Origin of the sequence: Actinomycetospora soli (assembly GCF_021026295.1) — a bacterium.
In the GTDB taxonomy this organism is placed as follows: Bacteria; Actinomycetota; Actinomycetes; order Mycobacteriales; family Pseudonocardiaceae; genus Actinomycetospora; species Actinomycetospora soli.
This window is the reverse complement of record NZ_JAJNDA010000005.1, coordinates 24917-48450: the sequence shown is the minus strand read 5'-3', so window position 1 is coordinate 48450 and position 23534 is coordinate 24917. Positions and strand designations below refer to the sequence as shown.

20 protein-coding genes and 1 tRNA gene are annotated in these 23534 nt (G+C 75.1%); 8 read left to right on the top strand and 13 right to left on the bottom strand.

Features of this window, described 5'->3' with window-relative positions; genetic code table 11:
- The first annotated feature begins 104 nt into the window (after positions 1-104).
- Together LN037_RS09320 and LN037_RS09315 are read left to right on the top strand one after the other, a co-directional pair.
- Positions 105-1463: an APC family permease gene (locus tag LN037_RS09320; protein ID WP_230751667.1), complete on the top strand. Its 1359-nt coding sequence runs from the start codon at positions 105-107 to the stop codon at positions 1461-1463.
- Positions 1464-1521: 58 nt separating this feature from the next.
- Complete coding sequence (locus tag LN037_RS09315; RefSeq protein WP_230751666.1) at positions 1522-1980, top strand: SRPBCC domain-containing protein; 459 nt, start codon at positions 1522-1524, stop codon at positions 1978-1980.
- Here the strand turns inward: LN037_RS09315 and LN037_RS09310 are convergent.
- Positions 1945-2886, bottom strand: a complete 942-nt coding sequence (locus LN037_RS09310; RefSeq protein WP_230751665.1) for a pseudouridine-5'-phosphate glycosidase — start codon at positions 2884-2886, stop codon at positions 1945-1947. The two genes, LN037_RS09315 and LN037_RS09310, sit on opposite strands and share 36 nt — an antisense overlap.
- Positions 2887-3137: 251 nt before the next feature.
- On the opposite strand from LN037_RS09310, the gene LN037_RS09305 reads away from it, so the two are divergent.
- The 3 genes from LN037_RS09305 (at position 3138) to LN037_RS09295 (ending at position 7497) form a co-directional block, all read left to right on the top strand.
- Positions 3138-4349 carry an acyl-CoA dehydrogenase family protein gene (locus LN037_RS09305; RefSeq protein WP_230751664.1) on the top strand — a complete coding sequence of 404 codons (1212 nt, stop codon included), beginning with the start codon at positions 3138-3140 and terminating at the stop codon, positions 4347-4349.
- 140 nt (positions 4350-4489) lie between these two features.
- Positions 4490-5122 carry a ribonuclease H family protein gene (locus tag LN037_RS09300; protein WP_230752030.1) on the top strand — a complete coding sequence of 211 codons (633 nt, stop codon included), beginning with the start codon at positions 4490-4492 and terminating at the stop codon, positions 5120-5122.
- 233 nt (positions 5123-5355) lie between these two features.
- Positions 5356-7497 carry a DEAD/DEAH box helicase gene (locus LN037_RS09295; RefSeq protein WP_230751663.1) on the top strand — a complete coding sequence of 714 codons (2142 nt, stop codon included), beginning with the start codon at positions 5356-5358 and terminating at the stop codon, positions 7495-7497.
- A 175-nt stretch (positions 7498-7672) separates the two neighbouring features.
- On the opposite strand, the gene LN037_RS09290 is transcribed toward LN037_RS09295, so the two are convergent.
- From LN037_RS09290 to LN037_RS09255, 8 genes are all read right to left on the bottom strand, one after another.
- Positions 7673-8035 carry a nuclear transport factor 2 family protein gene (locus LN037_RS09290; RefSeq protein WP_230751662.1) on the bottom strand — a complete coding sequence of 121 codons (363 nt, stop codon included), beginning with the start codon at positions 8033-8035 and terminating at the stop codon, positions 7673-7675.
- 262 nt (positions 8036-8297) lie between these two features.
- Positions 8298-9794 (bottom strand): long-chain-fatty-acid--CoA ligase, encoded by a 1497-nt coding sequence (locus LN037_RS09285; protein ID WP_230751661.1) that lies wholly within the window; start codon positions 9792-9794, stop codon positions 8298-8300.
- A 53-nt stretch (positions 9795-9847) separates the two neighbouring features.
- Positions 9848-10225 (bottom strand): YchJ family protein, encoded by a 378-nt coding sequence (locus LN037_RS09280; protein ID WP_230751660.1) that lies wholly within the window; start codon positions 10223-10225, stop codon positions 9848-9850.
- A 6-nt stretch (positions 10226-10231) separates the two neighbouring features.
- Positions 10232-11131, bottom strand: a complete 900-nt coding sequence (locus LN037_RS09275) for an alpha/beta hydrolase (protein WP_230751659.1) — start codon at positions 11129-11131, stop codon at positions 10232-10234.
- A gap of 48 nt (positions 11132-11179) precedes the next feature.
- Positions 11180-12130, bottom strand: a complete 951-nt coding sequence (locus LN037_RS09270) for a helix-turn-helix domain-containing protein (RefSeq protein ID WP_230751658.1) — start codon at positions 12128-12130, stop codon at positions 11180-11182.
- Positions 12131-12207: 77 nt separating this feature from the next.
- Complete coding sequence (locus tag LN037_RS09265) at positions 12208-12429, bottom strand: hypothetical protein (RefSeq protein WP_230751657.1); 222 nt, start codon at positions 12427-12429, stop codon at positions 12208-12210.
- 86 nt (positions 12430-12515) lie between these two features.
- A tRNA-Pro gene (locus tag LN037_RS09260) sits at positions 12516-12592 on the bottom strand.
- A 157-nt stretch (positions 12593-12749) separates the two neighbouring features.
- Positions 12750-13310: a TIGR03086 family metal-binding protein gene (locus LN037_RS09255; protein WP_230751656.1), complete on the bottom strand. Its 561-nt coding sequence runs from the start codon at positions 13308-13310 to the stop codon at positions 12750-12752.
- A gap of 148 nt (positions 13311-13458) precedes the next feature.
- On the opposite strand from LN037_RS09255, the gene LN037_RS09250 reads away from it, so the two are divergent.
- The gene (locus LN037_RS09250; protein ID WP_230751655.1) at positions 13459-16050 is read left to right on the top strand and encodes a LuxR C-terminal-related transcriptional regulator; all 2592 of its coding nucleotides are present in this window, start codon (positions 13459-13461) and stop codon (positions 16048-16050) included.
- Positions 16047-18665, top strand: coding sequence for a helix-turn-helix transcriptional regulator (locus LN037_RS09245; protein ID WP_230751654.1), 2619 nt, complete (start codon positions 16047-16049; stop codon positions 18663-18665). The genes LN037_RS09250 and LN037_RS09245 overlap by 4 nt, the downstream gene beginning before the upstream one ends.
- Here LN037_RS09245 and der read toward each other — a convergent pair.
- The 3 genes from der to LN037_RS09230 are packed head-to-tail and all read right to left on the bottom strand — an operon-like array spanning position 18662 to position 21606.
- Entirely contained in the window at positions 18662-20035 is a 1374-nt protein-coding gene (gene der / locus LN037_RS09240) for a ribosome biogenesis GTPase Der (protein WP_230751653.1), read from the bottom strand. The genes LN037_RS09245 and der overlap by 4 nt on opposite strands.
- Before the next feature lie 3 nt (positions 20036-20038).
- Complete coding sequence (gene cmk / locus LN037_RS09235; RefSeq protein ID WP_230751652.1) at positions 20039-20821, bottom strand: (d)CMP kinase; 783 nt, start codon at positions 20819-20821, stop codon at positions 20039-20041.
- A gap of 38 nt (positions 20822-20859) precedes the next feature.
- Entirely contained in the window at positions 20860-21606 is a 747-nt protein-coding gene (locus LN037_RS09230; protein ID WP_230751651.1) for a pseudouridine synthase, read from the bottom strand.
- A gap of 42 nt (positions 21607-21648) precedes the next feature.
- Here LN037_RS09230 and LN037_RS09225 point away from each other — a divergent pair, with 42 nt between their 5' ends.
- Positions 21649-22827, top strand: a complete 1179-nt coding sequence (locus tag LN037_RS09225) for a YbfB/YjiJ family MFS transporter (RefSeq protein ID WP_230751650.1) — start codon at positions 21649-21651, stop codon at positions 22825-22827.
- A 72-nt stretch (positions 22828-22899) separates the two neighbouring features.
- Here the strand turns inward: LN037_RS09225 and LN037_RS09220 are convergent, their stop codons facing one another.
- A complete protein-coding gene (locus LN037_RS09220) occupies positions 22900-23517 on the bottom strand; it encodes an SDR family NAD(P)-dependent oxidoreductase (RefSeq protein WP_230751649.1) in 618 nt (205 codons plus the stop codon).
- Positions 23518-23534 lie beyond the last annotated feature (17 nt).

Here is a 23534-nt window from a genome sequence, read left to right as displayed (position 1 = left end):
CAGCACTCGTTCGGGTGGCGCGGAGGACCCGTCCTCAGGACGCCGGGACCGACGGTCACGGGGATGAAACAGACATTCGTCGCACATCGTGTGACCATGCGCGGATGGCTGACGCCCCGGCGGACACGGCGACCGCGCCGCACGCGACCAAGCTGAAGCGCACGGTGGGCACGGTCCTGCTGTTCTTCTTCATCGTCGGCGACACCCTCGGGGCGGGGATCTACACCCTCGTCGGGACGATGGCCCAGGACGTGGGCGGCATGCTGTGGCTGCCGCTGGTCCTCGCGCTCGTCCTCGCCCTGCTGACCGCGGGCACCTACGCCGAGATGATCACCAAGTACCCGCACGCGGGCGGAGCGGCGCGCTACGCCGAACGGGCGTTCACGATGCCGTTCGTGACGTTCGTGGTCGGCTTCTTCATGCTCTCCTCGGGGATCACGACGTCGGCGCTGCTCGCCAGCGCCTTCTCCGGGGACTACCTCTCCGAGCTGATCGACGTGCCCGCCGCCCCGGTCACCGTCGTGTTCCTGCTGCTGCTCATCGCGATCAACCTGCGCGGGGTGAAGGAGTCGCTCTCGGCGAACGTGGTGGCGAGCGTGATCGAGGTCAGCGGCCTGGTCCTCGTGATCGTCGTGGCGGCGATCGTGTTCGGCAGCGGCGGCGGCGACGTCGCCCGCATCCTCACGCCCTCGCCCGACCAGCCCCTGCTCTACGGCGCGTTCGCCGCGTCGGTGACGGCGTTCTTCTCCTTCCTCGGGTTCGAGGCCGCGGCGAACATGGCCGAGGAGGTCAAGGACCCGAGCCGGGCCTACCCGCGGGCGCTGTTCGGCGCGATCGGCACGGCGGGCGTGATCTACCTGCTCATCGCGCTGGGCTCGGCGATCGTGGTCGACCCGCTGCGGATGGCGGAGTCGACGGGCCCCCTGCTCGAGGTCATCACGGCCTCCGGCCTCGCGATCCCGGGCTGGCTGTTCTCGGTGGTCGCCCTGATCGCGATCGCCAACGGCGCGCTGCTGTTCATGGTCATGGCCAGCCGGGCGACCTACGGGCTGGCCGAGGCGGGACTGCTGCCCTCGATCTTCGGCAACGTCGCGCCGACGCTGCGCACCCCGTGGGTGGCGATCCTCGTGGTCGGCGCGGCGACGATCGGCATGAGCTTCGTCGGCGGCATCGGCACCCTCGCCGACATGACCGTGCTGCTGCTGGTCTTCGTGTTCATCTCGACGAACGTCTCGTGCCTCGTGCTGAAGAACGACCGGGTCGACCACGAGCACTTCACGATCCCGCGCGTCGTGCCGGTGCTGGCGATCATCGCGAGCATCGCGCTGCTGTTCCAGCAGTCGTCGGAGATCTGGCTGCTGGCCGCGGTCTACCTGGCGGTGGGCACGGTGCTGTTCCTCATCGCCCGCTACAGCCGGCGCCACTTCGACCAGGGGCCGCACGAGACGTCGTTGACGTTCTGAGTCGGGCAGCCGCCGGCACCCGCCGTCCCGCCACCCGCCGTCGGGAAGGATCGGCCGCATGGCCCGCACCGACCGCGCCGCGCGCGTGATCAGCGCCGACCCGGAGCGGGTCCACGCCGCCCTCGTCGACCCGGACGCCCTCGTGACGTGGCTGCCGCCGGAGGGCATGCGGGGGCGGATCGAGCGATGGGACCTGCGCCCGGGCGGCGGGTTCCGGATGGAGCTGACCTACCTCGACGCCGCCGGCGCCCCGGGGAAGTCGACCGCGGCGACCGACGTCGTGGAGGTCGGGTTCGGCGAGGTCACCGCGCATCGGGTGGAGTGGCGGACGGAGTTCGTGGCCGACGACCCCGCGTTCGCCGGGGTCATGACGATGACGTGGTCGCTGCGCCCGGCCGGGTCCGGCACCGAGGTGGTCGTGACCGCCGACGACGTCCCGCCCGGCATCGGGGCGGACGTGCACGAGGAGGCGATGGCCTCCTCACTGGCGAACCTCGCCGCCGCCGTCGAGCGCTGACAGCTCCCGGGCCACCGCGCCGCCGAGCGCGACGTTGGCCCGGTAGAGCGCGAGGTTGACCTCCAGGCTGCGGCCCGCGCTCGCGCGGTGCAGGTGGTCGAGCAGGTGCGGGGTGGTGTCCTTGCCGCGCACGCCGTGGGCCTCGGCGTCGGCGAGGGCCCCGTCGAGCACCGCGCGGTGCAGCTCGTCGTCGAGCTCGTCCGCCTCGGCCACCGGGTGGGCGAGCAGCACCGCCGAGGACAGCCCGAGCGCGTCCCGCGCCCGCACCACCGCGGCCACCTCGCCCGGCGTCTCGACCCGGTCCGCGATCCCGAACCCGGAGTCGCGCACGTAGAAGCCGGGGAAGGTCGTCGTGCGGTAGCCCAGCACCGTGACCTGCAGCGTCTCCAACCGCTCCAGGGTGGCGCCGACGTCGAGGATCGACTTCACCCCCGCCGAGACCACGAGGATCGGCACACCCGCCAGCGCCACGAGGTCCGCCGACTCGTCGAACGTCGTCGCGGCGCCGCGGTGCACGCCGCCGAGGCCGCCGGTGGCGAAGACGCCGACGCCCGCGCGGTGGGCGAGGACGGCCGTCGCCGACACCGTCGTGCCGCCCGACCAGCCCTGCGCCATCGCCACGGGCAGGTCGCGCGTGCCGATCTTGTGCACGTCGTCGGCGGCCCCGAGTCGGTCGATCTCCCCGGACGAGAGCCCGACCGTCGGCCGCCCGTCGACCACGCCGACCGTCGCCGGGACGACCCCCGCCCCGCGCAGCAGTGCCTCGGCGTCGCGGGCCGCCGTGACGTTCCGCGGTCGCGGCAGACCGTGGGTGATGATCGTGGTCTCGAGCGCGACGACGGGCCGGCGGGCGGCGACCGCCGCGCGGACCTCGTCAGAGACGGACACGGCCGACGAGATCGCCATGGTCGGCATCCTGCCTCCTCACACCGCCTTGGACCCGTCCCGACGGCGGGTTATGGTCGCTCCATGATCGCGGCGGTGCTGCTGACCACGCGGGGTCACATCGACCTCGCGCGGGTCGCCTCCGCGCTGTGTCGCGCCTGACGTCTCGTCGCCGCACCCCCTCACCTCCCGGGCCCGGTCCGCCCGGCGGCCGCGCGTGCCGCCGCGCCCCGGCCCGGTCGTCGCCGTGCCCCCGTCCGCGAGAGGAACCCATGACCGCCACCGTGCCCACCGAGACCACCCCCGACGCGAGGCTCGACGAGCTCTTCGCTCCCGTCTTCGCGCGCATCGCGGAGGGCGCGCTGCAGCGCGAGCACGACCGTGCGCTGGCCTTCGACGAGGTCCGCGCGCTCAAGGAGGTGCGCTTCGGCGCGCTGCGGGTGCCCGTCGAGTTCGGCGGGTACGGCGCGAGCGTGCGCCAGCTGTTCCGGCAGCTCATCGCCCTGGCGGCGGCGGAGTCGAACCTGCCGCAGGCCCTGCGCGTGCACTGGTGGTTCGTCGAGGAGCAGCTGCTCGCCGAGCCGGGGCCCGAGCGGGAGCGCTGGCTGCGCGCGGCCGCCGACGGCACGCTCGTGGGCAACGCGATCTCCGAGCCGGGCGTCGGCGCGATCGACCGCTACCAGACGACCCTGACCCCCGACGGCTCCACCGACGGCGCCCTGCGCCTGAACGGCACGAAGTACTACAGCACCGGCAGCCTCTACGCCGACCACATCATCGTCGCGGCCGACCAGGCCGGCGAGCGCGTCGCGGTCCTCGTGGACGCCGACGCCGAGGGCATCACCCAGCACGACGACTGGGACGGCTTCGGCCAGCGCCTGACCGCGAGCGGCACCACCGAGTTCAGCGACGTCCTCGTGCCCGGCGACCGGGTGCTCGGGCCGGGCTACGGGACGCCGGGGCGCACGTACGGCACCTCCTACCTGCAGCTCGTGCAGCTCGCCGTGCTCGCGGGCATCGCGCAGCGCGCGACCGACGACGTGTCCGCCTGGGTCCGCGAGCGCACCCGCTCCTACACCCACGCCGCCGCCGACCTGCCCAAGGACGACCCGCTGGTGCAGCAGGTGATCGGCCGGCTGTCCTCGGCCGCCTACGCGGCCCGGACGATCGTGCTCGACATCGCCGACCAGCTCGACGTGATCCTCGCCGGGGACAGCGAGGACGCCGACCTGCTCGACCGCGTCGAGTTCGACGTCGCCCGCGCCCAGGCCGCCGTCATCCCGACGGTTCTCGACGCGACGACCCAGCTGTTCGAGGTCGGCGGCGCGTCGATCACCTCGGAGGCCCTGCGCCTCGACCGGCACTGGCGCAACGCCCGCACCATCTCGGTGCACAACCCGCTGATCCACAAGCTCCGCACGGTCGGCGACCACGTGCTCAACGGCTCCGAGCTGCCCTACGCCTGGAGTGCGGGCAAGCGCTGACGCCACTCCTCCCCCGGTCCCGCGCGAGGGGAACCCTCGGGCCAGAAGAGCGCCCGAATCCTCCCCTCGCGCGGCGAGGTGGCGGACACGCGGCGGGTGACGGGCGCGGGAGCGGCGCGACCTACCCTGGCCGCGTGCCGATGACCGCCAAGTACGCGACCACCTGCGGGGTGTGCGCCGCCCCCGTCTCCCCCGGCGAGCAGATCGCGAAGGCCGGCCCGCGGTGGGCGCACGTGGCGTGCGCGGACACGGCCGGGGACGCCCCGGCGAAGGCGCCGGGCACGGCACCCGCGAAGAAGGCCGCGACGAAGGCGACGAGGCCGGCGCGCGCGGACATGCCCGCGGCCGAGGGGGCGCTGGAGGTCTGGACCGACGGCGCGTGCTCGGGCAACCCCGGCCCCGGTGGCTGGGCGTGGGCGACGCGGGACGGCCGGCAGGACAGCGGCGGCGAGGCCGGCACCACGAACCAGCGCATGGAGATCCGCGCCGCGCTCGAGGCGGTGCGCTCGCTCGAGGGCCCGTTGGTGGTGGTCAGCGACTCGACCTACGTCGTGAACTGCTTCCGCGACGGCTGGTGGAAGGGCTGGATCGCGCGTGGCTGGACGACGAGCGCGAAGAAGCCGGTCGTCAGCCGCGACCTGTGGGAACCGCTGATCACGCTGGTCAACGAGCGCGGCGACATCTCCTTCCGCTGGGTCAAGGGGCACTCCGGCGACGAGATGAACGACCTCGTGGACCGGCTCGCCGTCGAGCGGTCGAAGGCCGTGGCCTGACCTCGCGCGTGTCCCGTACCGGGTCGCGTCCCGTCCGCGTATAGTCGCGGGTGCGACGCCACCCGTGGTGTCGCACGGTCCGGGTGACGCACCGGTTCTTCGCAGAGCGGTCCTGTTCTGCGGCGGGGCTCCCGGGCGACGGGTCGAGGTCGCTCCCATCGGGTCGGCACCCTCGCGCCCCCGCTGTCTCACGACAGGCCAGCACGACGGCGTCGTGCACGGAGGAGGAGTACGTGGCTCGAGGAGGCCAGCCCACGAGGGCTCGCCGTGGCGCCGCCAACGACCGGCGGCGTGGTGGCCGCCGCGGCGGCGACGACGTGATGTCGGTGCTCCAGCGCGCCGTCCGTGAGGTCAAGACCGCGCTCGGCAACGGCCGGGTGACCGAGTCGATCCGCACGAAGTTCCAGGCCGTCGCGCTGATGCTGCGCGACGAGCGCGCCCGGGTCCGCGCCGACGAGTCCCTCGGCGAGACGAAGCGCGCCGAGCAGCTCAAGCGGCTCGACGACGTCGCCACCTCCCTGGCGATGAGCGCGGTGCGCGACTCCCGGCTCATGGTGCTGCTCTCCGAGGACGCCGTCGTCTCCGACGAGGCCCGCGCCCTCGAGCGCGACATGCTGCGCAAGGCCGGCATCGAGGTCGCCGAGGAGCCGGAGCCCGAGCCCGAGGAGGAGCCGGTCGCGCCCGTGCGCAGCGGCGTCGTCCCGCGCTCGGTGATCTCGCGCCAGCTCGCGAACCCCTTCATGGAGCCCGACTACTCGATCTCCCGCCCGAGCGCGCCCCGCCCGTCGCGCCTGGCCAGCTGGGAGCTCCTCGAGCCGCTGCTGCGCTCCTTCGAGCGCGCGAGCGCCGGGGCCCCGGCCTGCATGGACCTGCCCGAGCCCGGGTCGCTGCAGACCCGCGGCGGCCAGCTGCTCATGCCGCACCAGGCCGAGGTCGTCGAGGCCGTCGCCGAGGGCCACCGCACCTTCCTGCTCGCCGACGAGCCCGGGCTGGGCAAGACCGCGCAGGCGCTGCTCGCCGCGGAGGCCGCCGAGGCCTACCCGCTGCTCGTCGTCGTCCCGAACGTCGTCAAGACCAACTGGGTGCGCGAGGCCGGGCTGTGGTGCCCGCGCCGCGGGGTCACCGCCGTGCACGGCAACGGCGACTCGGTCGACGGGTTCGCCGACATCGTCGTCGTGAACTACGACGTCCTCGACCGCCACGTCGGCTGGCTGGGCGACTTCGGCTTCCGCGGGATGGTCGTCGACGAGGCCCACTTCATCAAGAACAAGGGCTCGCAGCGCTCCCAGCACGTGTTGTCGCTCTCCGAGAAGGTCCGCTCGTTCGCGGGCCGGCCGCTGCTCATGGCGCTGACCGGCACCCCGCTGATCAACGACATCGAGGACTTCCTCGCCATCTGGGAGTTCCTCGGCTGGATCGACGAGAAGAAGCCCCTCGCCGACCTCATGGACTCCCTCACCGACACCGGCCTCACGCCCGCCGACCGGGAGTTCTACCCGGAGGCCCGCCAGGCGGTCGTCGACATGGGGATCGTGCGGCGACGCAAGGTCGACGTGGCCGCCGACATCCCGGAGCGCCGGATCGCCGACCTGCCCGTCGAGCTCGACGGACCCACCGGCCGCTCGATCCGGGCGGCGGAGCGCGACCTCGCGGCGCGCATGATGGCGCGGTACGACGAGGCCCTGGCCGCCCGGTCGGGCGGCGAGCGGGCGGTCGAGGGCATCGACCGCGACCTCGTCCGCCTGGTGGCCTCGTGGGAGCAGAAGGACGCCGAGAACTCCCCCAACGGCGACAACGTCTTCACGATGATGCGCCGGATCGGGCAGGCGAAGGCGGCGCTCGCGGCCGACTACGCCGCGCAGCTCGCCCGCAGCGCCGGCAAGGTCGTCTTCTTCGCCAAGCACGTCGACGTGATGGACGAGGCGCAGGCGACGTTCGACAAGCAGGGGGTGCGCTGGGCGGCGATCCGCGGCGACCAGTCCCGCACCGCCCGGCAGAAGAACATCGACGCCTTCGTCGAGGACCCGGAGGTCCAGGTCATCGTCTGCTCGCTGACGGCGGCCGGCGTGGGCATCAACCTGCAGGTCGCGTCGGACATCGTGCTCGCGGAGCTGCCCTGGACCGCGGCCGAGCAGACCCAGGCGATCGACCGCTGCCACCGCATCGGCCAGTCGATGCCCGTCACGGCGTGGCGCATCCTCGCCGCGCAGACCATCGACGCCCGCATCGCCGAGCTGATCGACGACAAGGCCGGGCTCGCCGCGGTCGCGCTCGACGGGTCCGAGGGCGAGATCGCCACCGCCGACGCCCAGCACGCGACCCTGGTCGCGCTGCTCACCAGTGCGCTGGAGTCGCGGACGCCCGCCCTGTCCTGACGACGGGGCGGGGCGTCCTCCGGTCGTCAGCTGCTCCCGGGCCGACGCCGGCCGGTGGCGGGCCCCGACGGAGTGGGCACGAGCAGCACGGCGGCCGACGGCGGGGGCGAGTTCCGGGTCGAGGAGCGGCGGGGCCCGACCTGCTCCGTCCGAACCCTGGTGGTCCCTGCGGCGGTCACGACGGCAGCACGACGTCGAGCCGGGCGATCCGGTCGCCGGCGAGCGTGAACCGGTAGTCCAGGTCCGCCTCTCCCCCGGGGAAGTCGCCCTCGAGGTGGTGGCCCACCACCCAGATGTCCCCGTCCCGCGTCACCCCGGTGAGCTCGGTGGTGTAGGTGAACTCCGTCCCTGCCTCGACGAGGAAGCGCCGCAGCCCGTCCGGGCCGCTGAAGACCTCGCCGCCGTCGGCGACGTCGACGATGACGGCGTCCTCGGTCAGGAGCGGGAGCGCCCTCGTCTCGTCGCGGGCCACCTGGGCGTCGAGGAACGTGGTGATCGTGGCGGGGAGCTGCGCGGTGGTGCTGGCGTCGTCGTCCATGCCTCGGAGCGTGGTTGCTTCCGCGGCGCGAGGGTCAAGCGTTCGCGTCTCCCGCGGGGAGAGGGTTCAGCCGAGGTCGTCGATCACCGGGGCGAGCTCGCGGACGGGCCCGCCGACCCCGCGCGCCACCGGCAGCGGGTCCCGCACGAGGCCGACCGGCGCCTGCGCCGTCGACGACGACGCACCGGAGCGCCGCCACGGGCGGCGTCGGTGAGCGCGCGGTCCGGCGGCGCCCCGGTCGGGACCTCGTCGGGATCGGCGGTCACTCGACCTCGAGGTCCGAGGGCGGTTCGACTTCCCGGTGCAGGATCTTGCCCGTCGGGCCCTTGGGCAGGTCGTCGACGACCCAGACGTGGCGGGGGTACTTGTAGCCCGCGAGCTGCTCCTTCGCGAACGCCTTGAGCTCCTCGACGTCGATCTCGGCGCCGCCGCGCACGGAGATGGCGGCCCCGACCTCCTCGCCGAGCCGGGAGTGCTTCAGCCCGACGACGGCCACCTCGGCGACCGACGGGTACTGGTAGAGCACCTCCTCGACCTCGCGCGGGTAGACGTTGTAGCCACCCCGGATGATCAGCTGCTTCTTGCGGTCGACGATGAAGAAGTAGCCGTCGTCGTCGACCTTCGCGAGGTCGCCCGAGCGGAACCAGCCGTCGGGGATGGACTCGGCGGTCGCCTCGTCGCGCCCGAAGTAGCCCGCCATCACGCCCTCGCCGCGGATGGCGATCTCGCCGACCTCGCCCACGGCGACGTCGGCGCCGTCGTTGTCGACGAGCCGCAGCTCCATCCCCGGCACGGGCCGGCCGATCGAACCGGGCTTGCGCTCCTGGTCGGGCTGGTTGAACGAGGCGACCGGGGACGTCTCGGAGAGGCCGCAGCCCTCGAGGATGGTCGCGTCGAACTTCTTCTCGAAGGAGTGGAGCAGCTCGACGGGGAGCGCGGCACCGCCGGAGATGCAGGTCCGCAGGCTGCTCGTGTCGGACTCCGCGTCGACGTCGAGCAGCGCGCCGTACATCGTGGGCACGCCCTCGAAGACGGTGACCCGCTCCTGCTCGATGATCTGCAGGACGGCCTTCGGGTCGAAGCGCGGGATGAGCGCCAACGACGCACCCGACACCACGGCCGCGTTGAGCCCACAGGTCAGGCCGAAGACGTGGAAGAGCGGCAGGCAGCCCATGATCACGTCGTCGGGCGTCGTGCGGATGAGGGCCTCGACGGTGGTGCGGCAGTTCGTGTCCAGGTTGTGGTGGGTCAGCATCGCGCCCTTGGGCTGACCCGTCGTCCCGGAGGTGTAGAGGATGACGGCGAGGTCGTCGTCGGCCCGGTCGACCGGGTCGGTGACCGGCTCGCCGGCGAGCGACCCGTCCGCCGGTCCCGCGGCGGGCAGCTCGAGGACCGGGATGCCCGCGGCCTCGGCGGCCCCGCGCGCGGCCCGGGCCACCTCGTCGAGCACGACGACCACGCTCGCGCCCGAGTCCTCGAGGTAGTAGCTCACCTCCCGCTGCGTGAGCATCGGGTTCATCGGCACCACCCCGGCCCCGGCCAGCAACGCGCCGTAGAAGCCGATCGGGAACGCGGGGACGTTCGAGGACACCAGCCCCACCCGGTCGCCCGGTTGCACGCCCAGGTCCCGCAACGCGCCGCCGACGGCGCGGGCGGTCGCGAGGAAGGACGCGTAGTCGATGGTCGACCCGCCGGCCCGGAGTGCGATCCCGTCCGGGGACCTGTCCGCCGTGTCGACCAGGTTCTGTGCGAGGTTCACCGTCGTACCCCAAACTGTGTGCGAGACGCGATCGAACCACGAACGTCCGCCGTTCAGCGCGCGACGGAGCCGTCGCGGTAGGTCCACCGCCCGTCGACGCGGGTGAACCGGCTCCGCTCGTGCTGGACGCCGTCGCGGTGGTGGGCGCGGAACTCGACGACGCCCTCGGTGTCGAACAGCCCGCCCCCGACCCGGTCGACGATCTCGAGCCCGCGCCACCGGGTGTCGGGGTCGAGCTCGAGCGTCGCCGGCCGGGTCGAGGGGTGCCAGGTGCGGAGCAGGTGCTCGACGTCGTGGTGCACGAACGCCGTGTACCGCGACCGCATCAGCGCCTCCGCGGTCGGCGGGGCGGCGCCGTCCGGCCCGAGGTAGCGGCCGCAGCACGCAGCGAGGGGCTCGGGCAGTCCGCAGGGGCAGCGACGGGAGGTCACGGCCGGTCAGCCTCGCAGGTGCTCGACGAACCAGTCGCGCGCCGGGGGCATGGAGTGGTCGTAGCCGTCGACGTAGGCGTCGAAGTGCCCGCCGGGCAGGATGACGAGCTTCTTCGGCTCGCGGGCCTGCTGATAGGCGCCGATGGCGAGCTCGGTCGGCGTCAGGACGTCCTTCTCGGCCACCAGCATGAGCAGCGGGGTCGGGCTGATGCGGTGGATGTAGCTGATCGGCTCGTACTCCGAGAGCATCTCGACGGTCCGCAGCGTGACCTCGTTGCGCCAGGACGGCGCGCGCTGCTCGTGGGTCCCGGTGAACCACGTCCACGAGTCCGGGGTGGGCAGCGCCGACGGCGCCATCGGGTCCTGGTCGACGACGGGCACCATCGCCGGCGCCTCGCCCCGGCCCCGCGCCTCGCGGTCGGCGTCGAACTGCTCGCGGAAGCCGCCGATGAGGTCCGACCGCACGAGCGAGCGGATGTTCTCGTAGCCGGACACGAGCGGGACCTGCGCGACGACGGCCTTGACCCGGCGGTCGATCGCCGCGACGACGAGCACGTGCCCGCCGGAGTAGCTCGAGCCCCACACGCCGACCCGGGTGCGGTCGACCTCGTCGAGCGAGCAGGCGTAGGTGATGGCGTGGCGGTAGTCGCGGACCTGCGCCACCGGGTCGATCTCCTGGCGCGGCTCGCCGTCGGAGGCGCCGAAGTTGCGGTTGTCGAAGACCAGGGCGTTCAGGCCCGCCGCGGCGAAGGACTCGCCGTACTCGTCGAGGTACATCTCCTTCACCGCGGAGAAGCCGTGCGCCAGCACGACGACGGGTGCGGGCCCCGACACGCCCTCGGCGGGGAAGAACCACCCCCGCAGCGTGACGTCCTCGGCGCTGAACTCGACATCGCGACGGGCCATGACCTGCCTCCTCGGTGCTCCGGTGCACCGTGAGCCTCGCGGGGCGGGTCAGGTCGGCGCGTGTACCGGAGCGCCCGGCGCCGGTACCAGCGCGACCGCTTCGGACGTCGTGGCGCGACGGCGGTACTCGCGCGGCGAGCAGCCGTGCGCGGCACGGAAGCTGCGGGTGAGGTGGCTGGCGTCGAAGAAGCCCCAGCGGGCGGCCAGGGCGGCGACGGTCGCGTCCCCGGCGAGCAGGTCCGCGCGGACCCGGGCGAGGCGCCGCGCGCGCAGCACCGTCGTGAAGGTCTCTCCGGTGTCGCGGTAGAGCCGGTTGACGGTGCGCACCGAGACGCCGAGGGCCGCGGCCACCGTCTCGACGCCGACGTCGCGGTCGGCGAGTCGCGCGTCGAGCCAGCGGTCCGCGCGGTCGCGCAGGGCCGGTCGGACGGCGGTCGGGTCGACCGCGGTGTCGGGCCGCAGCGCGCCGCGCAGGAGCTCGAGGGTCGCGTTGCGCGCCGCCGTCACCGCCGCACCCGCGAGGTGGGGCAGGGTGCGACTGAGCGTGTCGAGGTAGCCGACGAGGAGCTGCATGGCCGGGCCGTCGCCGTCGATGACGACACCGCCGACGAGATCGGTGCCCTCGATCGCCTGGCGCGGGACGAGCAGGCTGCGCTTGACCAGGGGCTCCCACACCGCGAAGCGCGCCGGACGGGCGCTGTCCCAGGCCACCGCGTCGCCGGGCCGCAGCAGGGCCTCCCGCCCGTCCTGCCCGACGGTCTCGCTCCCGCCACGGTTGATCAGGACGACGAGGTGCTCGCCGTCGGTCGCGGCGAGCTGGCTGCGGCCCCGCACGCCGCTGCACGGGCCGCACTCGCAGTCGACCAGGGCGAGGTCGTCGATCCACTGCCGGCGGACGACGGCCCGGAACTCCTCACCCGTCGTCGGGACCCGCACCGACCAGGGCAGGTGGGTCGCCGAGAGCAGGCTCTCCCACTCGTCGGTGGCGCTGGTGGTCAACGGCATCTCCCGGGGTCGGGAGGACTGTAACCGGGGTCACCATGAGTGCCCAGGGCCGTGATGGCCCGAGCGCCGGCTCACCGGGCCGGATCGGTCGGGCCCGCCGCGTTCCGTCGCACCAACCGGTCGGCCCGCCCGACGAGGCCGGCGGCCACGATCGCGAGGACGACACCCACCCAGGCCCGGACGTCGGTCGGGTCCTCGAGGACGACGCTGACGAGACCCCCGACGAGGGCGGCGCAGACGAGAGCTGCCGTCCCCAGGAGGGTGCGCACGGTCCGCACGGTCCCCGTGTCCATGGTCGGCACGCTACGGGCGGATCTCCACGGTGACGAGAAAGGCCCGCTGACCTGGTAATCCACCAGTGTCAGCGGGCCTCGCGTGCTGGTCGGGACGACAGGATTTGAACCTGCGACCCCTTGACCCCCAGTCAAGTGCGCTACCAAGCTGCGCCACGTCCCGAACCGCTGCCCGACCGCTGCAGCGTCGTGAACACTACCGCATCGGTCCCGGCGCCCCCGGCGACGGGTCGTGATCACGTCGGCCCCGCCGGACGATCGTGGCGCACCCCTGACGTCCGGCGTCAGCCGTGTGCCACCGCTGACACCGGAGACCCGCCCTACAGCGACGGCGGACCGGCCGCCGGGTCACGGCCGGACAGCCGGAGCAGCCGCTCGAGCCCGGCCGACTCGCCCGCGCCGGGCAGCGGGTGCGCGAACGGCCCGCCGTCCATCCCCGCCACCTGCTCCACGAACGGCAGACACACCTCGACGTCGGCCTCGGCCACCGAGAACGGCACCTCGAGCGCGGCCGCGAGGTCCCAGCCGTGCAGCACGACCTCGTCGAGCGCGACGATCCCGAGCGCCGCGCGGGGCATCGTGACCCCGCCGGCCTCGTCGGATCCCTGCCACGCCTCCTCCGGACGCCACGCCGCGGCGAGCTCGGCGAGCTCCTCGGCGAGCAGGTCCCGCCACCCGTCGGGCAGGTCGGACGCGGGCGGGGGCGACGACGGCGGGGTCGCCCGCGCCACGCCCGCGAAGTGCCAGGCGAGGCCCGCGAGGTGCTCGACGAGGTCGCGCACCGGCCAGGCCGAGCACGGCGTGGGCCGGTCGAGGTCCTCGTCGGTCACCAGCGCGACGACGCGGGCCGCGGCGGCGGTGGCAGGTCCGAGATCGTGCACGGGGAACCCCCTGACGAGGCAGATCGGGCGCGCGCACCGTACCGCCGCCGGACCCCGGCGGAACAGTTCACGAGCACTTCACCATCGCTGGGGCGAATGGTGAACACTCTGCCCCGGACGGAGTGCAGGGAGGGGGCCGGACCTCACGATGGAGACCTGGCCGTTCACCGCGCGCGACGAGGTCCTGGCCGCCGCCGGTGCCGCCCTCCGCGACCGCGGTGCGGTGATCCTGGGCGGTCCCGCCGGGGTCGGGAAGAGCCGCCTGGCCCGCGAGCTGGCCGCCCGCAGCCGCGGACCCGTCGTCGGGACGGTCCGCGCGACGTCCTCCGCGCAGGAGATCCCGCTGGGCGCCCTCGTGGACGTGCTCCCCCGCGCGGCGGTGGACGTCACCTCCCCGGACGCCGACCACGTCCGGGCCGCGCTCGACGCGCTCGGCGCCGTGCCGGACGGTCTGCTGGTCGTGGACGACGCGCACCTGCTCGACGACGTCTCCGCCACCGTCGTCCACCAGCTCGCCCACGGCGGCCACGCGCGCCTCGTGGTCACCCTGCGCAGCGGCGAACCCACGCCGGACGCGGTGACCGCCCTGTGGAAGGACGAGGACGCCCCGCGGATCGAGCTGGAGCCGTTCACCCGCGACGAGTCCGCCGCCGTCCTCGCGACCGTGCTCGGCGGGCCGCTCGAGGCGCGCACGGCCCGCCTGCTGCACGAGACCGCCGGCGGCAACGTCCTCTGGCTGCGCCACCTCGTCGAGGGCGAGCGGGCCGCGGGGCGGCTCGCCCGCGACGGGTCGACGTGGGTGTGGACCGGCCGGGTCGGCCTCTCCCCCGCGCTGCGCGACCTCCTCGACGCCCGCATCGGCACCCTCACCGCCCCGCAGCGCCGGGTCCTCGAGCTGCTCGCCGTGGCCGAGCCGCTGGGGCCGGGCATGCTCGGCACGCTGGTCGGCGAGGCCGTGGTCGAGGAGGTCGCCGACCGGGGGCTCGTGGTGGTCCTGCCCGACGGCGACCGCTGGGAGGTCCGGCTCGCCCACCCGCTCTACGGCGAGTCGGTCCGCGCCACGATGAGCGTCCCCCGCGCCCGGCGGCTCCGCGGCGAGCTGTCCGAGGCCCTCGCCCGCACCGGCGGACGGCGGGCCGGGGACGGCCTGCGTCGCGCGGTGCTCGACCTGGGCAGCGACCGCCCCCTCGACCCCGACGCGCTCGTCGCGGCCTCGGTCCAGGCGTCCGGCCTGCGCGACTTCGCGCTGGCCGAGCGGCTGCTGCGGGCGGCGGTCGCGGCGGGCGGCGGGTTCTCGGCGCGGCTCGGTCTGGCCCACCTGCTCGACTACCAGATGCGGGTCGAGGAGGCCGACGTCATCGTCGCCGAGGGCCGCGCCGGGGCGACCGAGGCGGAACGCCGGCAGGCCGTCGTGCTGCGCGGCCTGTCCCACCACTTCCAGCTCGACCCGCCCCGCTCCGGTCCGGACCTGCTCACCCGCGACGAGGCCGCCCACCACGGCGGGCGGCCCCACCCGGCCTACGACGCGTTGCGCGCGATGTTCCTCGGGTCGGCGGGGCGGATCCCCGAGGCGCGGGAGCTCGCCGAGGCGGTCGTCGACGACCCGGCCCGACCGGACGAGACCGTCGCGCTCGCGTGCTTCGTCCTCGGCCTGCTCGGGGCGCTCACCGGCGACCGCGGCGACCTGCGGCCACTGCTGCAGCGCGGCATCGAGGCCGCCCGGCACGGCATCACCGCGACCGTCACCGCCAACATCGGCTACATGGAGCTCCTCGACGCCGACCTGCGCGGCGAGCCCGCCCGGGCCCGCCGTCGGCTCGACTGGATCCACGGCCTCACCGGCCCACAGGCCCCGAGCTTCGCCGCGGTCTACGACGGCCGCGTCGCCCGCGGCGCCGGACTCCCCCGCACCGCGATCCGGGCGCTCGAGTCCGCGCTGCCGTCCTTCCCCGGGCACGGCGGCGGCTGGGGCGGCTGGGGGGCCGCGCTCGTCGCCCAGTGCCACGGGGTGCTCGGCGACGGTGCCGCCGCGCGCGCCGCCCTCGAGGACGCCCGCCGGCGCCGGCACCCCCACATCCCGGTGGTGGAGCACGAGTACGACCTCGCCCACGCCTGGACCGCCGCGGCGTCCGGGGCCGTGCGCGAGGCCGTGGACGCGGCGCACCGCGGCGCCCGGCGGTGCGCCGACCTGGGCACGCACGCCGCGGAGGTCCTGCTGCGCCAGACCGCGGTCCGCCTCGGGGACCGGGACCAGGCCGCCCGGCTGGGCGAGCTGGACCGGCGGCTCGGCACCCCGCGCTCCCGCGGCGCGCGGGCCCACGCGGAGGCACTCGCCGCGCAGGACCCCGACCGGCTCCTCGCGGTGGCGGGCGACCTCGAGGTGGCGGGGATGGTCCTGGAGGCCGCCGACGCCGCCGCGCAGGCGGCCGCGACCGCCCGCCGCGACCGTCGGCTCGTCGTCGCCACCGAGGCCGAGGAGCGGGCGCGGATGCTCGCCGCGACCGGGGAGGGGGCGCGGACCCCCGCCCTCGCCGAGGCGGACGCGCCGGTCCCGCTGTCCGACCGCGAGCGGGAGGTCGCCCTGCTCGCCGGTGAGGGCCTGACCAACCGGCAGATCGCCGAACGGCTGCACGTCTCGGTGCGCACCGTCGAGTCCCACGTCTACCGCGCCTGCTCCCGGCTCGGCCTGCCCGACCGGGCGGCCCTCGTGACCGTCGCCGCGTCGCGCCGGGTGTCGTGAGCGGGGGCTGGCCGTTCACCGGCCGCGAGGACGAGCTGGCGCGGGCGTCGTCGGCGCTGGCCGACCACGGGGCGGTCGTCCTCGTCGGCGCGGCCGGGGTCGGGAAGAGCCGCCTCGCCCGGGAGCTGCTCGACCGGCTGGGGCGGGCCCACGTCCTCGGGATCGTCCGGGCCACGGCGTCCGCCCGCGAGCTCCCGCTCGGCGCGCTGCTCGACGTGCTCCCCGAGGTGTCAGCGGACCTGTCGGGCCTGCAGCGCGCGGTGGCCTCGCTCGGTCCCCGCGACGGCCGCGACGTCCTGCTCGTCGACGACGCCCACCTGCTCGACGAGCTCTCGGCCGTCGCGGTCGGTCGTCTGGTCGGCCGCGGGGTGCGGCTCGTGCTGACCGCCCGCAGCGGCGAGCCCGCCCCCGAGGCGGTCACCGCCCTCTGGAAGGACGACGTGGCCGCGCGGCTCGACGTCGGGCCCCTCGACCGGGAGCGCACGGTGGCCGCGCTGGCCGGGGCCCTCGGCGCACCCGTGGAGCCGGTCACGGCCCGGCGGCTGCACGACATCTCGGGCGGCAACCTGCTGTGGTTGCGCCATCTCGTCGACGGCGAGCGCGCCGCCGGCCACCTGCGGGTCGAGAACGGCTCGTGGGTGTGGTCCGGCGAGGTCACGCTGTCCCCGGTGCTGACCGACCTGGTCGGTGCGCGCCTGGCGGGACTGTCCGGACCCCAGCAGCGGGTCCTCGAGCTCCTCGCCGTCGTCGAGCCCCTCGACCTCGACCTGCTCGAGCGGCTCGCCGGGGCCGACGCCGTGGAGGAGACCGCCCAGCGGGCGCTCGTCGCCCTGGAGGAGGCGGGCGACCGCTGGGACGCCCGCCCCGCCCACCCGCTCTACGGGGAGGTGGTCCGGTCGCGCCTCGGCATCCCGCGGGCCCGCCGGCTGCGGGCGGAACTCTCCGACGCGCTGGCGGGCGCGGCCGACACGGACGGCGGCCGGGTCGGGGACGACCTGCGGCGGGCCGTGCTGTCCCTCGACAACGGCCGCCGCCCGGACCCGCACCTGCTCCTCACCGCTGCCCGCCAGGCGTCCGGGCTGAGCGACTTCGCCCTGGCCGAGCGGCTCCTGCGCGCCGCGATCGGGGCGGGCGGCGGGTTCGACGCCCGCGCCGCCCTCGCTGCGCTCCTCGTCTACCTGCTGCGCGCCGACGAGGCCGACGCGCTCCTCGCCGTGGCCGCCGAGGAGGCGGCCGACCAGGACGAGGTGACCCGCGCGGTGCTGCTGCGGACCCTGGTGGCCCACTTCGGCGCCTCGGGCTCGGATGCCCTGGACGGCGGCGAGCACGTGCTCCGCGAGGCCGAGCAGCGGTCCGCGGCGACCACCGGTCCCGCCCCCGAGGACCCCCGGTACGACGGCATCCGGTGCGTCATCGCCGCGTGCCGCGGCGAGGTCACCGCGGCGACCGTCCGCGGCGAGCGGGTGCTCGCCGCACCGGACCCGAACGACGACGACGTCGTCCTCGTGAGCTGGGGACTCGGGTACGCCCGCGCGCTCGTCGGGGACGGACGCCCGCCCGCCGACCTCGTCGAGCGCGGGCTCGCGGCGGCGCTGCGGGGCCGCGTGATGGTGAACTACGCCGGGAACCTCGCCTTCAGCGAGATCCTCGACGCCCACCTGCGGGGCGAGCCGGAGGCGGCGCGGCGCCGGCTCGCGTGGGCGCGCGGGCTCCCCGGCGCCGAGGGTGCCCTCTGGGTGGCGCTCTTCGAGGGCCGGCTGGGGTCGGTGTTCGGCTCGCCGCGGTCGGCGGTCCCCGCGCTGGAGGGCGTGCTCACCGTGTTCCCCGGACACGGCGGCGGCTGGGCGGCCTGGCTGCTCGCCCTGGTCGCGCAGTGCCACGGGATGCTCGGGGACGCGGCGGCGGCCCGGGCCGCGCTCGCCGCGGCGGAGGACCGGCGGCACCCGCAGGTGGCGATGACGGAGTTCGAGATCGACCTCGCCCGGGCCTGGGGACACGCAGCCGCCGGCGCACGGCAGGACGCCGTCGACACCGCCCGTCGGGCCGCCGAGCGCTGCCGCGCCGTCGGCATCGCGGCCGCCGAGGTGTTCGCCCGCCAGACGGCCGTGCGGCTCGGCGACCACGACCAGGCGGCGCGGCTCCGTGAGCTCGACGAGCAGGTCGGCTCGCCCCGGTCGAGGCTGGCCGCGGACCACGCGGCCGCGGCGGGGGACCACGAGCAGCTCCTCGCGGTGGCCGGGCGGCTCGAGCGCGCCGGCATGCGCCCGGAGGCGGCCGACGCCGCGGCCCAGGCCGCCGCGGCCGCCCGGGTCGACGGCGGGCTGGTGGCCGCGGCCGAGGCGGAACGGCGGGCCCGCCGGCTCGCCGCCGCGTGCGAGGGGCTCCGCACCCCGGCGCTCGACGCCGCCGGGACCCCCGTCGTGCTCTCGGCCCGGGAACGCGAGATCGCCCACCTCGCGGGCGAGGGCCTGACCAACCGGCAGATCGCCGGCCGGCTCCAGGTCTCGGTGCGCACCGTGGAGTCGCACATCTACCGCGCGTGCTCGCGCCTCGGGCTCTCCGACCGCGCGGCCCTCGTCGTGGTGGCCGGGCCCCGGCCGGACGGTCCCGCCTAGCTCTTCCTGCGCTTCTCCCGGACGCGCACGTTGATCTGGATCGGCGTGCCCGTGAGGTCGAAGGCCTCGCGGAGCTTGCGCTCGAGGAAGCGGCGGTAGCCCGCCTCGAGGAAGCCGGAGGTGAACAGGACGAACGTCGGCGGACGGCTCTGCGCCTGGGTGGCGTAGAGGATCTTCGGCTGCTTGCCGCCGCGCACGGGCGGCGGCGTGGCGGCGACGATGTCGGCGAGCCACTGGTTGAGCCGCCCGGTCGGGATGCGGCGGTCCCAGTTCTCCAGCGCCGTGCGCATCGCCGGGGCCAGCTTCTGCACCGCGCGGCCGGTGCGGGCCGAGATGTTGACCCGCTCCACCCAGGGCAGGCGCACGAGGGCCCGCTCGAGCTCGCGCTTCATCGCGGTGCGGCGGTCCTCGTCGACGAGGTCCCACTTGTTCATCGCCAGCACGAGCGCGCGGCCCGCCTCGGTGACCTGCGTGGCCACCCGGAGGTCCTGCTCGCTGATCGGCTCCGAGGCGTCGAGCAGCAGCACGGTCACCTCGGCCGCCTCGATGGCGGCCTTGGTGCGCAGCGACGCGTAGTACTCCATGCCGGAGGCCTGGTGGACCTTGCGGCGCAGGCCCGCGGTGTCGACGAGCTGCCAGGTCTGCCCGTCGATCTCGACGAGCGAGTCCACCGGGTCCGTCGTCGTGCCGGCGGTCGCGTCGACCACCGAGCGGTTCTCCCCGGTGAGCTGGTTGAGCAGTGAGGACTTCCCGACGTTGGGCTTGCCCACCAGCGCCACGCGCCGCGGGCCGCCCTCGAGGTCGACGTCGTCGCGCGGGGACTCCGGCAGCACGTCGAGCACGGCGTCGAGCAGGTCGCCCGAACCGCGGCCGTGCAGACCGGACACCGGGTGCGGCTCGCCGAGCCCGAGGCGCCAGAGCGCGGCGATCTCGCCGAGCCCGCGCTCGTCGTCGACCTTCGTGGCGGCGAGCAGCACCGGCCGGTCCGACCGGCGCAGCGTCCGCGCCACGGCCTCGTCGACCGACGTCGCGCCGACCTGCCCGTCGACGACGAGCAGGATCGCGTCGGCGGTGGCCATCGCGGTCTCGGCCTGCGCCGAGATGGCGGCCTGCATGCCCTTGGCGTCGGGGGTCCAGCCCCCGGTGTCGACCAGGGTGAAGCGGCGCCCGTTCCACAGGGCGTCGTAGGCGACCCGGTCACGGGTCACGCCCGGGACGTCCTGGACGACCGCCTCGCGGCGGCCGATGATGCGGTTGACCAACGTCGACTTGCCGACGTTCGGACGCCCGACGACCGCGAGCACCGGCTGGGCCGGGCGCTCGAGGTCGTGCTCGGGCAGGTCAAAATCCGCAGGCAGTTCCTGCGTCACGTCTTACCTTCCGTTGGCGCTGGACTCGGCCAGCGCGGGAACCAGCATGCCGCGCTCGGCGGCGAGTTCTTCGAGTCGGTCGAGGACGCCCTCGACGTCGAGCGTCGAGGTGTCCACCTCGACGGCGTCCTCGGCGGCCCGCAGCGGGGAGGCGGCCCGGGAGGAGTCGAGCCGGTCGCGGCGGGCGAGGTCGGCGCCCGTGGCGGTGGCGTCGGTGGCGCGGCCGGCGGACGTGTCCTCCGCGCTGCGGCGGCCCGCCCGGACGGTGTCCGAGGCCACGAGGTAGATCTTCAGGTCGGCGTCCGGGGCGACGACGGTGCCGATGTCGCGGCCCTCGACGACGATGCCCGACCCGTCCTGCCGTGCCTCGGCGAGGATCCGCCGCTGCTCGGCCACGAGGTGGTGGCGGACCTCGGTCAGCGCCGAGATCGCCGAGACGTTCCGGGTGACCTCCGCGCCGCGGATCTCCGCGCCGACGTCCTCGCCGCCGAGGCGGACCCGCGGCTCGGCCGGGTCGGTGGACATGACGAGGTCGGCCGCGAGCGCCACCGCGACGGCGTCGTCGTGCCCGTCCGCGTCGGTGACCGTCGCGTCCAGCGCGACGCCGGAGCGCATCACCGCGAGGGTGGCCGCCCGGTACATCGCGCCGGTGTCGAGGTAGCGGGCGCCGAGGCGCATCGCCAGGCCGCGGGCGGTCGTCGACTTGCCGGTGCCCGACGGTCCGTCGACCGCCACGACTCCCTGCAGGACCTTCTCCACGACCAGCGCCTCCCGAACGTCGACCACACGTGCGTCCGGGAGTCCATTGTGCCTGATGAAGCCGCCTACAGGCCCACCGCGTGGTACAACGCTCCCACCTCGCCGCGCCCGAGCTTGCGCAGCGTGCCCGGACGCTGGTCACCGAGGCGCACCTCGCCCACCGCGGTGCGCACCAGCCGCTCGACGGGCTTGTCGACGGCGTCGAACAGGCGGCGCACGATCCGGTTGCGGCCCTCGTGCAGCACGACCTCGACCATCACCCGCGCGCCCGACCGGTCGATCACCTTGAAGCTGTCCACCGCGGCGGGCCCGTCGTCGAGCTCGACGCCCTCGCGCAGCCGCTTCCCGAGGTCCTTCGCGATCGGCGTGCGGATCTCGGCGAGGTAGGTCTTGGGCACCTCGTAGGACGGGTGCATCAGCCGGTTCGCCAGCTCGCCGTCGTTCGTGAGCAGCAGCAGACCCTCGGTCGCCGCGTCGAGCCGCCCGACGTGGAAGAGGCCCTTCGTCGAGCCCGCCTTCTCCAGCACGACGTCGCCGACGCAGCGCCGGCCCTCGCCGTCCCACATCGTCGAGAGCATCCCCTCGGGCTTGTTCAGCGCGAGGTGCACGGTCTCCACGTCGGTGACGATGCGGCTGCCGTCGACGTGGATGACGCTGGTGTCCGGGTCGACGCGGCGGCCCATCTCCGTGACGACCTCGCCGTCGACCTCCACCCGGCCCTGGCGCATCAGGATCTCGGCCTGCCGCCGCGAGGCCACGCCGGCCTCGCTGAGCACCTTCTGCAGGCGGACTCCCTGCTCACCCTCGGTCACGGGACTCCAGCGTAGTCGTGCTGCGCACTAGGCTCGGCGACCGTGTCGACGCCGACCGTCGCGGCCCGCCCGCGCCTGGGGCCCGTGGTCGCCGCGGGGGCCGCCGCGTTCGCGGCGGCCATGGGCGTGGGCCGGTTCGTCTTCACCCCGATCATCCCGGTGATGGGGTCCGGCGCCGGCCTCGGCACCGCCGACGCGGGCCTGCTCGCCGCCGCCAACTACCTCGGCTACCTCGTCGGCTGCCTCCTGGCCGCCGCGCCCGTCGTCCGCCGGCACCGCGCCGCCGTCCTGACGACGGGTCTGGTCCTGACGGTGCTGACCCTCGCGGCGATGCCGCTGTCGTCGGCGTTCGGGGTGTGGGCGACCGCCCGCGGCGTCTCCGGAGTCGCGAGCGCGTTCGCCTTCGTCACCGCCGCCGATCTCGTGCTCACCCTGCTGCGCCGCCGCGACCGCGACGACCTCGCCGGGTGGGTCTTCGGCGGCGTCGGCGGCGGGATCGCCCTGTCCGGCCTCGTGACCCCGCTGGCCGCGGCCCTCGGCGGCTGGACCGCGACCTGGTGGGTCGCCGCCGTGCTCGCGCTCGCCCTGTCGCTGGTCGCGGTCCGGCTCGTGCGGCTGCCCGCGGACCCCGACGACGGCGGCGCGACCGAGGGCCCGCCGCCCCGGCGCCTCCCGCTGGTGGCCCTGGGCACGGCGTACTTCCTCGAGGGGGCCGGCTACATCATCACCGGCACGTTCCTGGTCGACGTCGCGACCGACATCGGCCCGCCGTGGGTCGCCGCGAGTTCGTGGACGATCGCCGGGCTGGCGGGGATCCCGTCGTGCCTGCTCTGGGCGCGGGTGGCGGCGCGACGTGGCCGTGGTGTCGCGCTGCTCGCCGCGCTCGCGGTCCAGGCGGCCGGACTGGCACTCCCGGCGCTCGTGGCCTCGCCGGTCGCGGTCGTCGTCTCGGCGGTCGTCTTCGGCGGGACGTTCATCGGCATCGTCATGCTCACCCTGCCGCTGGCCCGCACCCTGGCCGGACGCGGCGCGGGACCCGTCGTCGCCGTGTTCTCCGCGCTCTACGGGATCGGGCAGGTGGTGGGCCCGGTGCTCGTGACCGTGGTGAGCGGCGACGACGCCCGCCCGGCGCTCGCGCTCGGCGGCGTGCTGGTCGTCGCGGCGACGCTCGTGGCGATCCCGGCGGCGCTCGTCCGGCGCCGGGCCGGATCTCGCGGGTGACCGGCGGACAGCGCGAGTGCGGCGGAGTGCGTCACCGGTGGCGCACTCCGCCGCACTCGGCGCCGAGCCGGCTCAGCAGCCGTGCCGGATCTCCTGGTCGGTGACCGCCCCGGTGTGCAGCTGCCAGTAGTGCTCGGCGATCTTGTCGGGGTCCCACGGCCCGCCGGGCTCGACGGGGCCGCCGACCGTCACCGACGCCGTGTGCACCTCGGGGCGCCAGGCGTTGAGCAGGTCCACCAGCCCGCGCACCCCCACCTTGCCCAGCGACAGGCTGGTCAGGCCGGGGTCGGGGCGGACCATGCCGGAGGTGATGACGTACGTACCGCTCATCTCCGGCAGCAGCTCCCCCGCCGTCGTGATCGCCCCGACGACGTTGACCGCGTAGGTGGCGAGCATCGTCTGCTGGTCGAGCTCACCCGGCTCGTCGGTGCGGATGATCGCTGCGTTGTAGACCACGACGTCGGGTGTGCCGTGCTCGTCGACGAAGGCACGCAGCGCCGCGCGGAGGGCCTTCTCGTCGGTCGCGTCCGCCGTCCGGGTCCAGGTGGTGCCGCCGACGGCGTCCGCCGCGGTCGCGACGGTCTCCTCGCGCCGGGCGATCAGCCCGACGGTGAACCCCTCCCGGGCGAACCGCCTCGCCACGGACGTCCCGATGCCCGGGCCGACTCCTACGACGATCACGCTGGGCACGGGGCAGCTCCTCGACG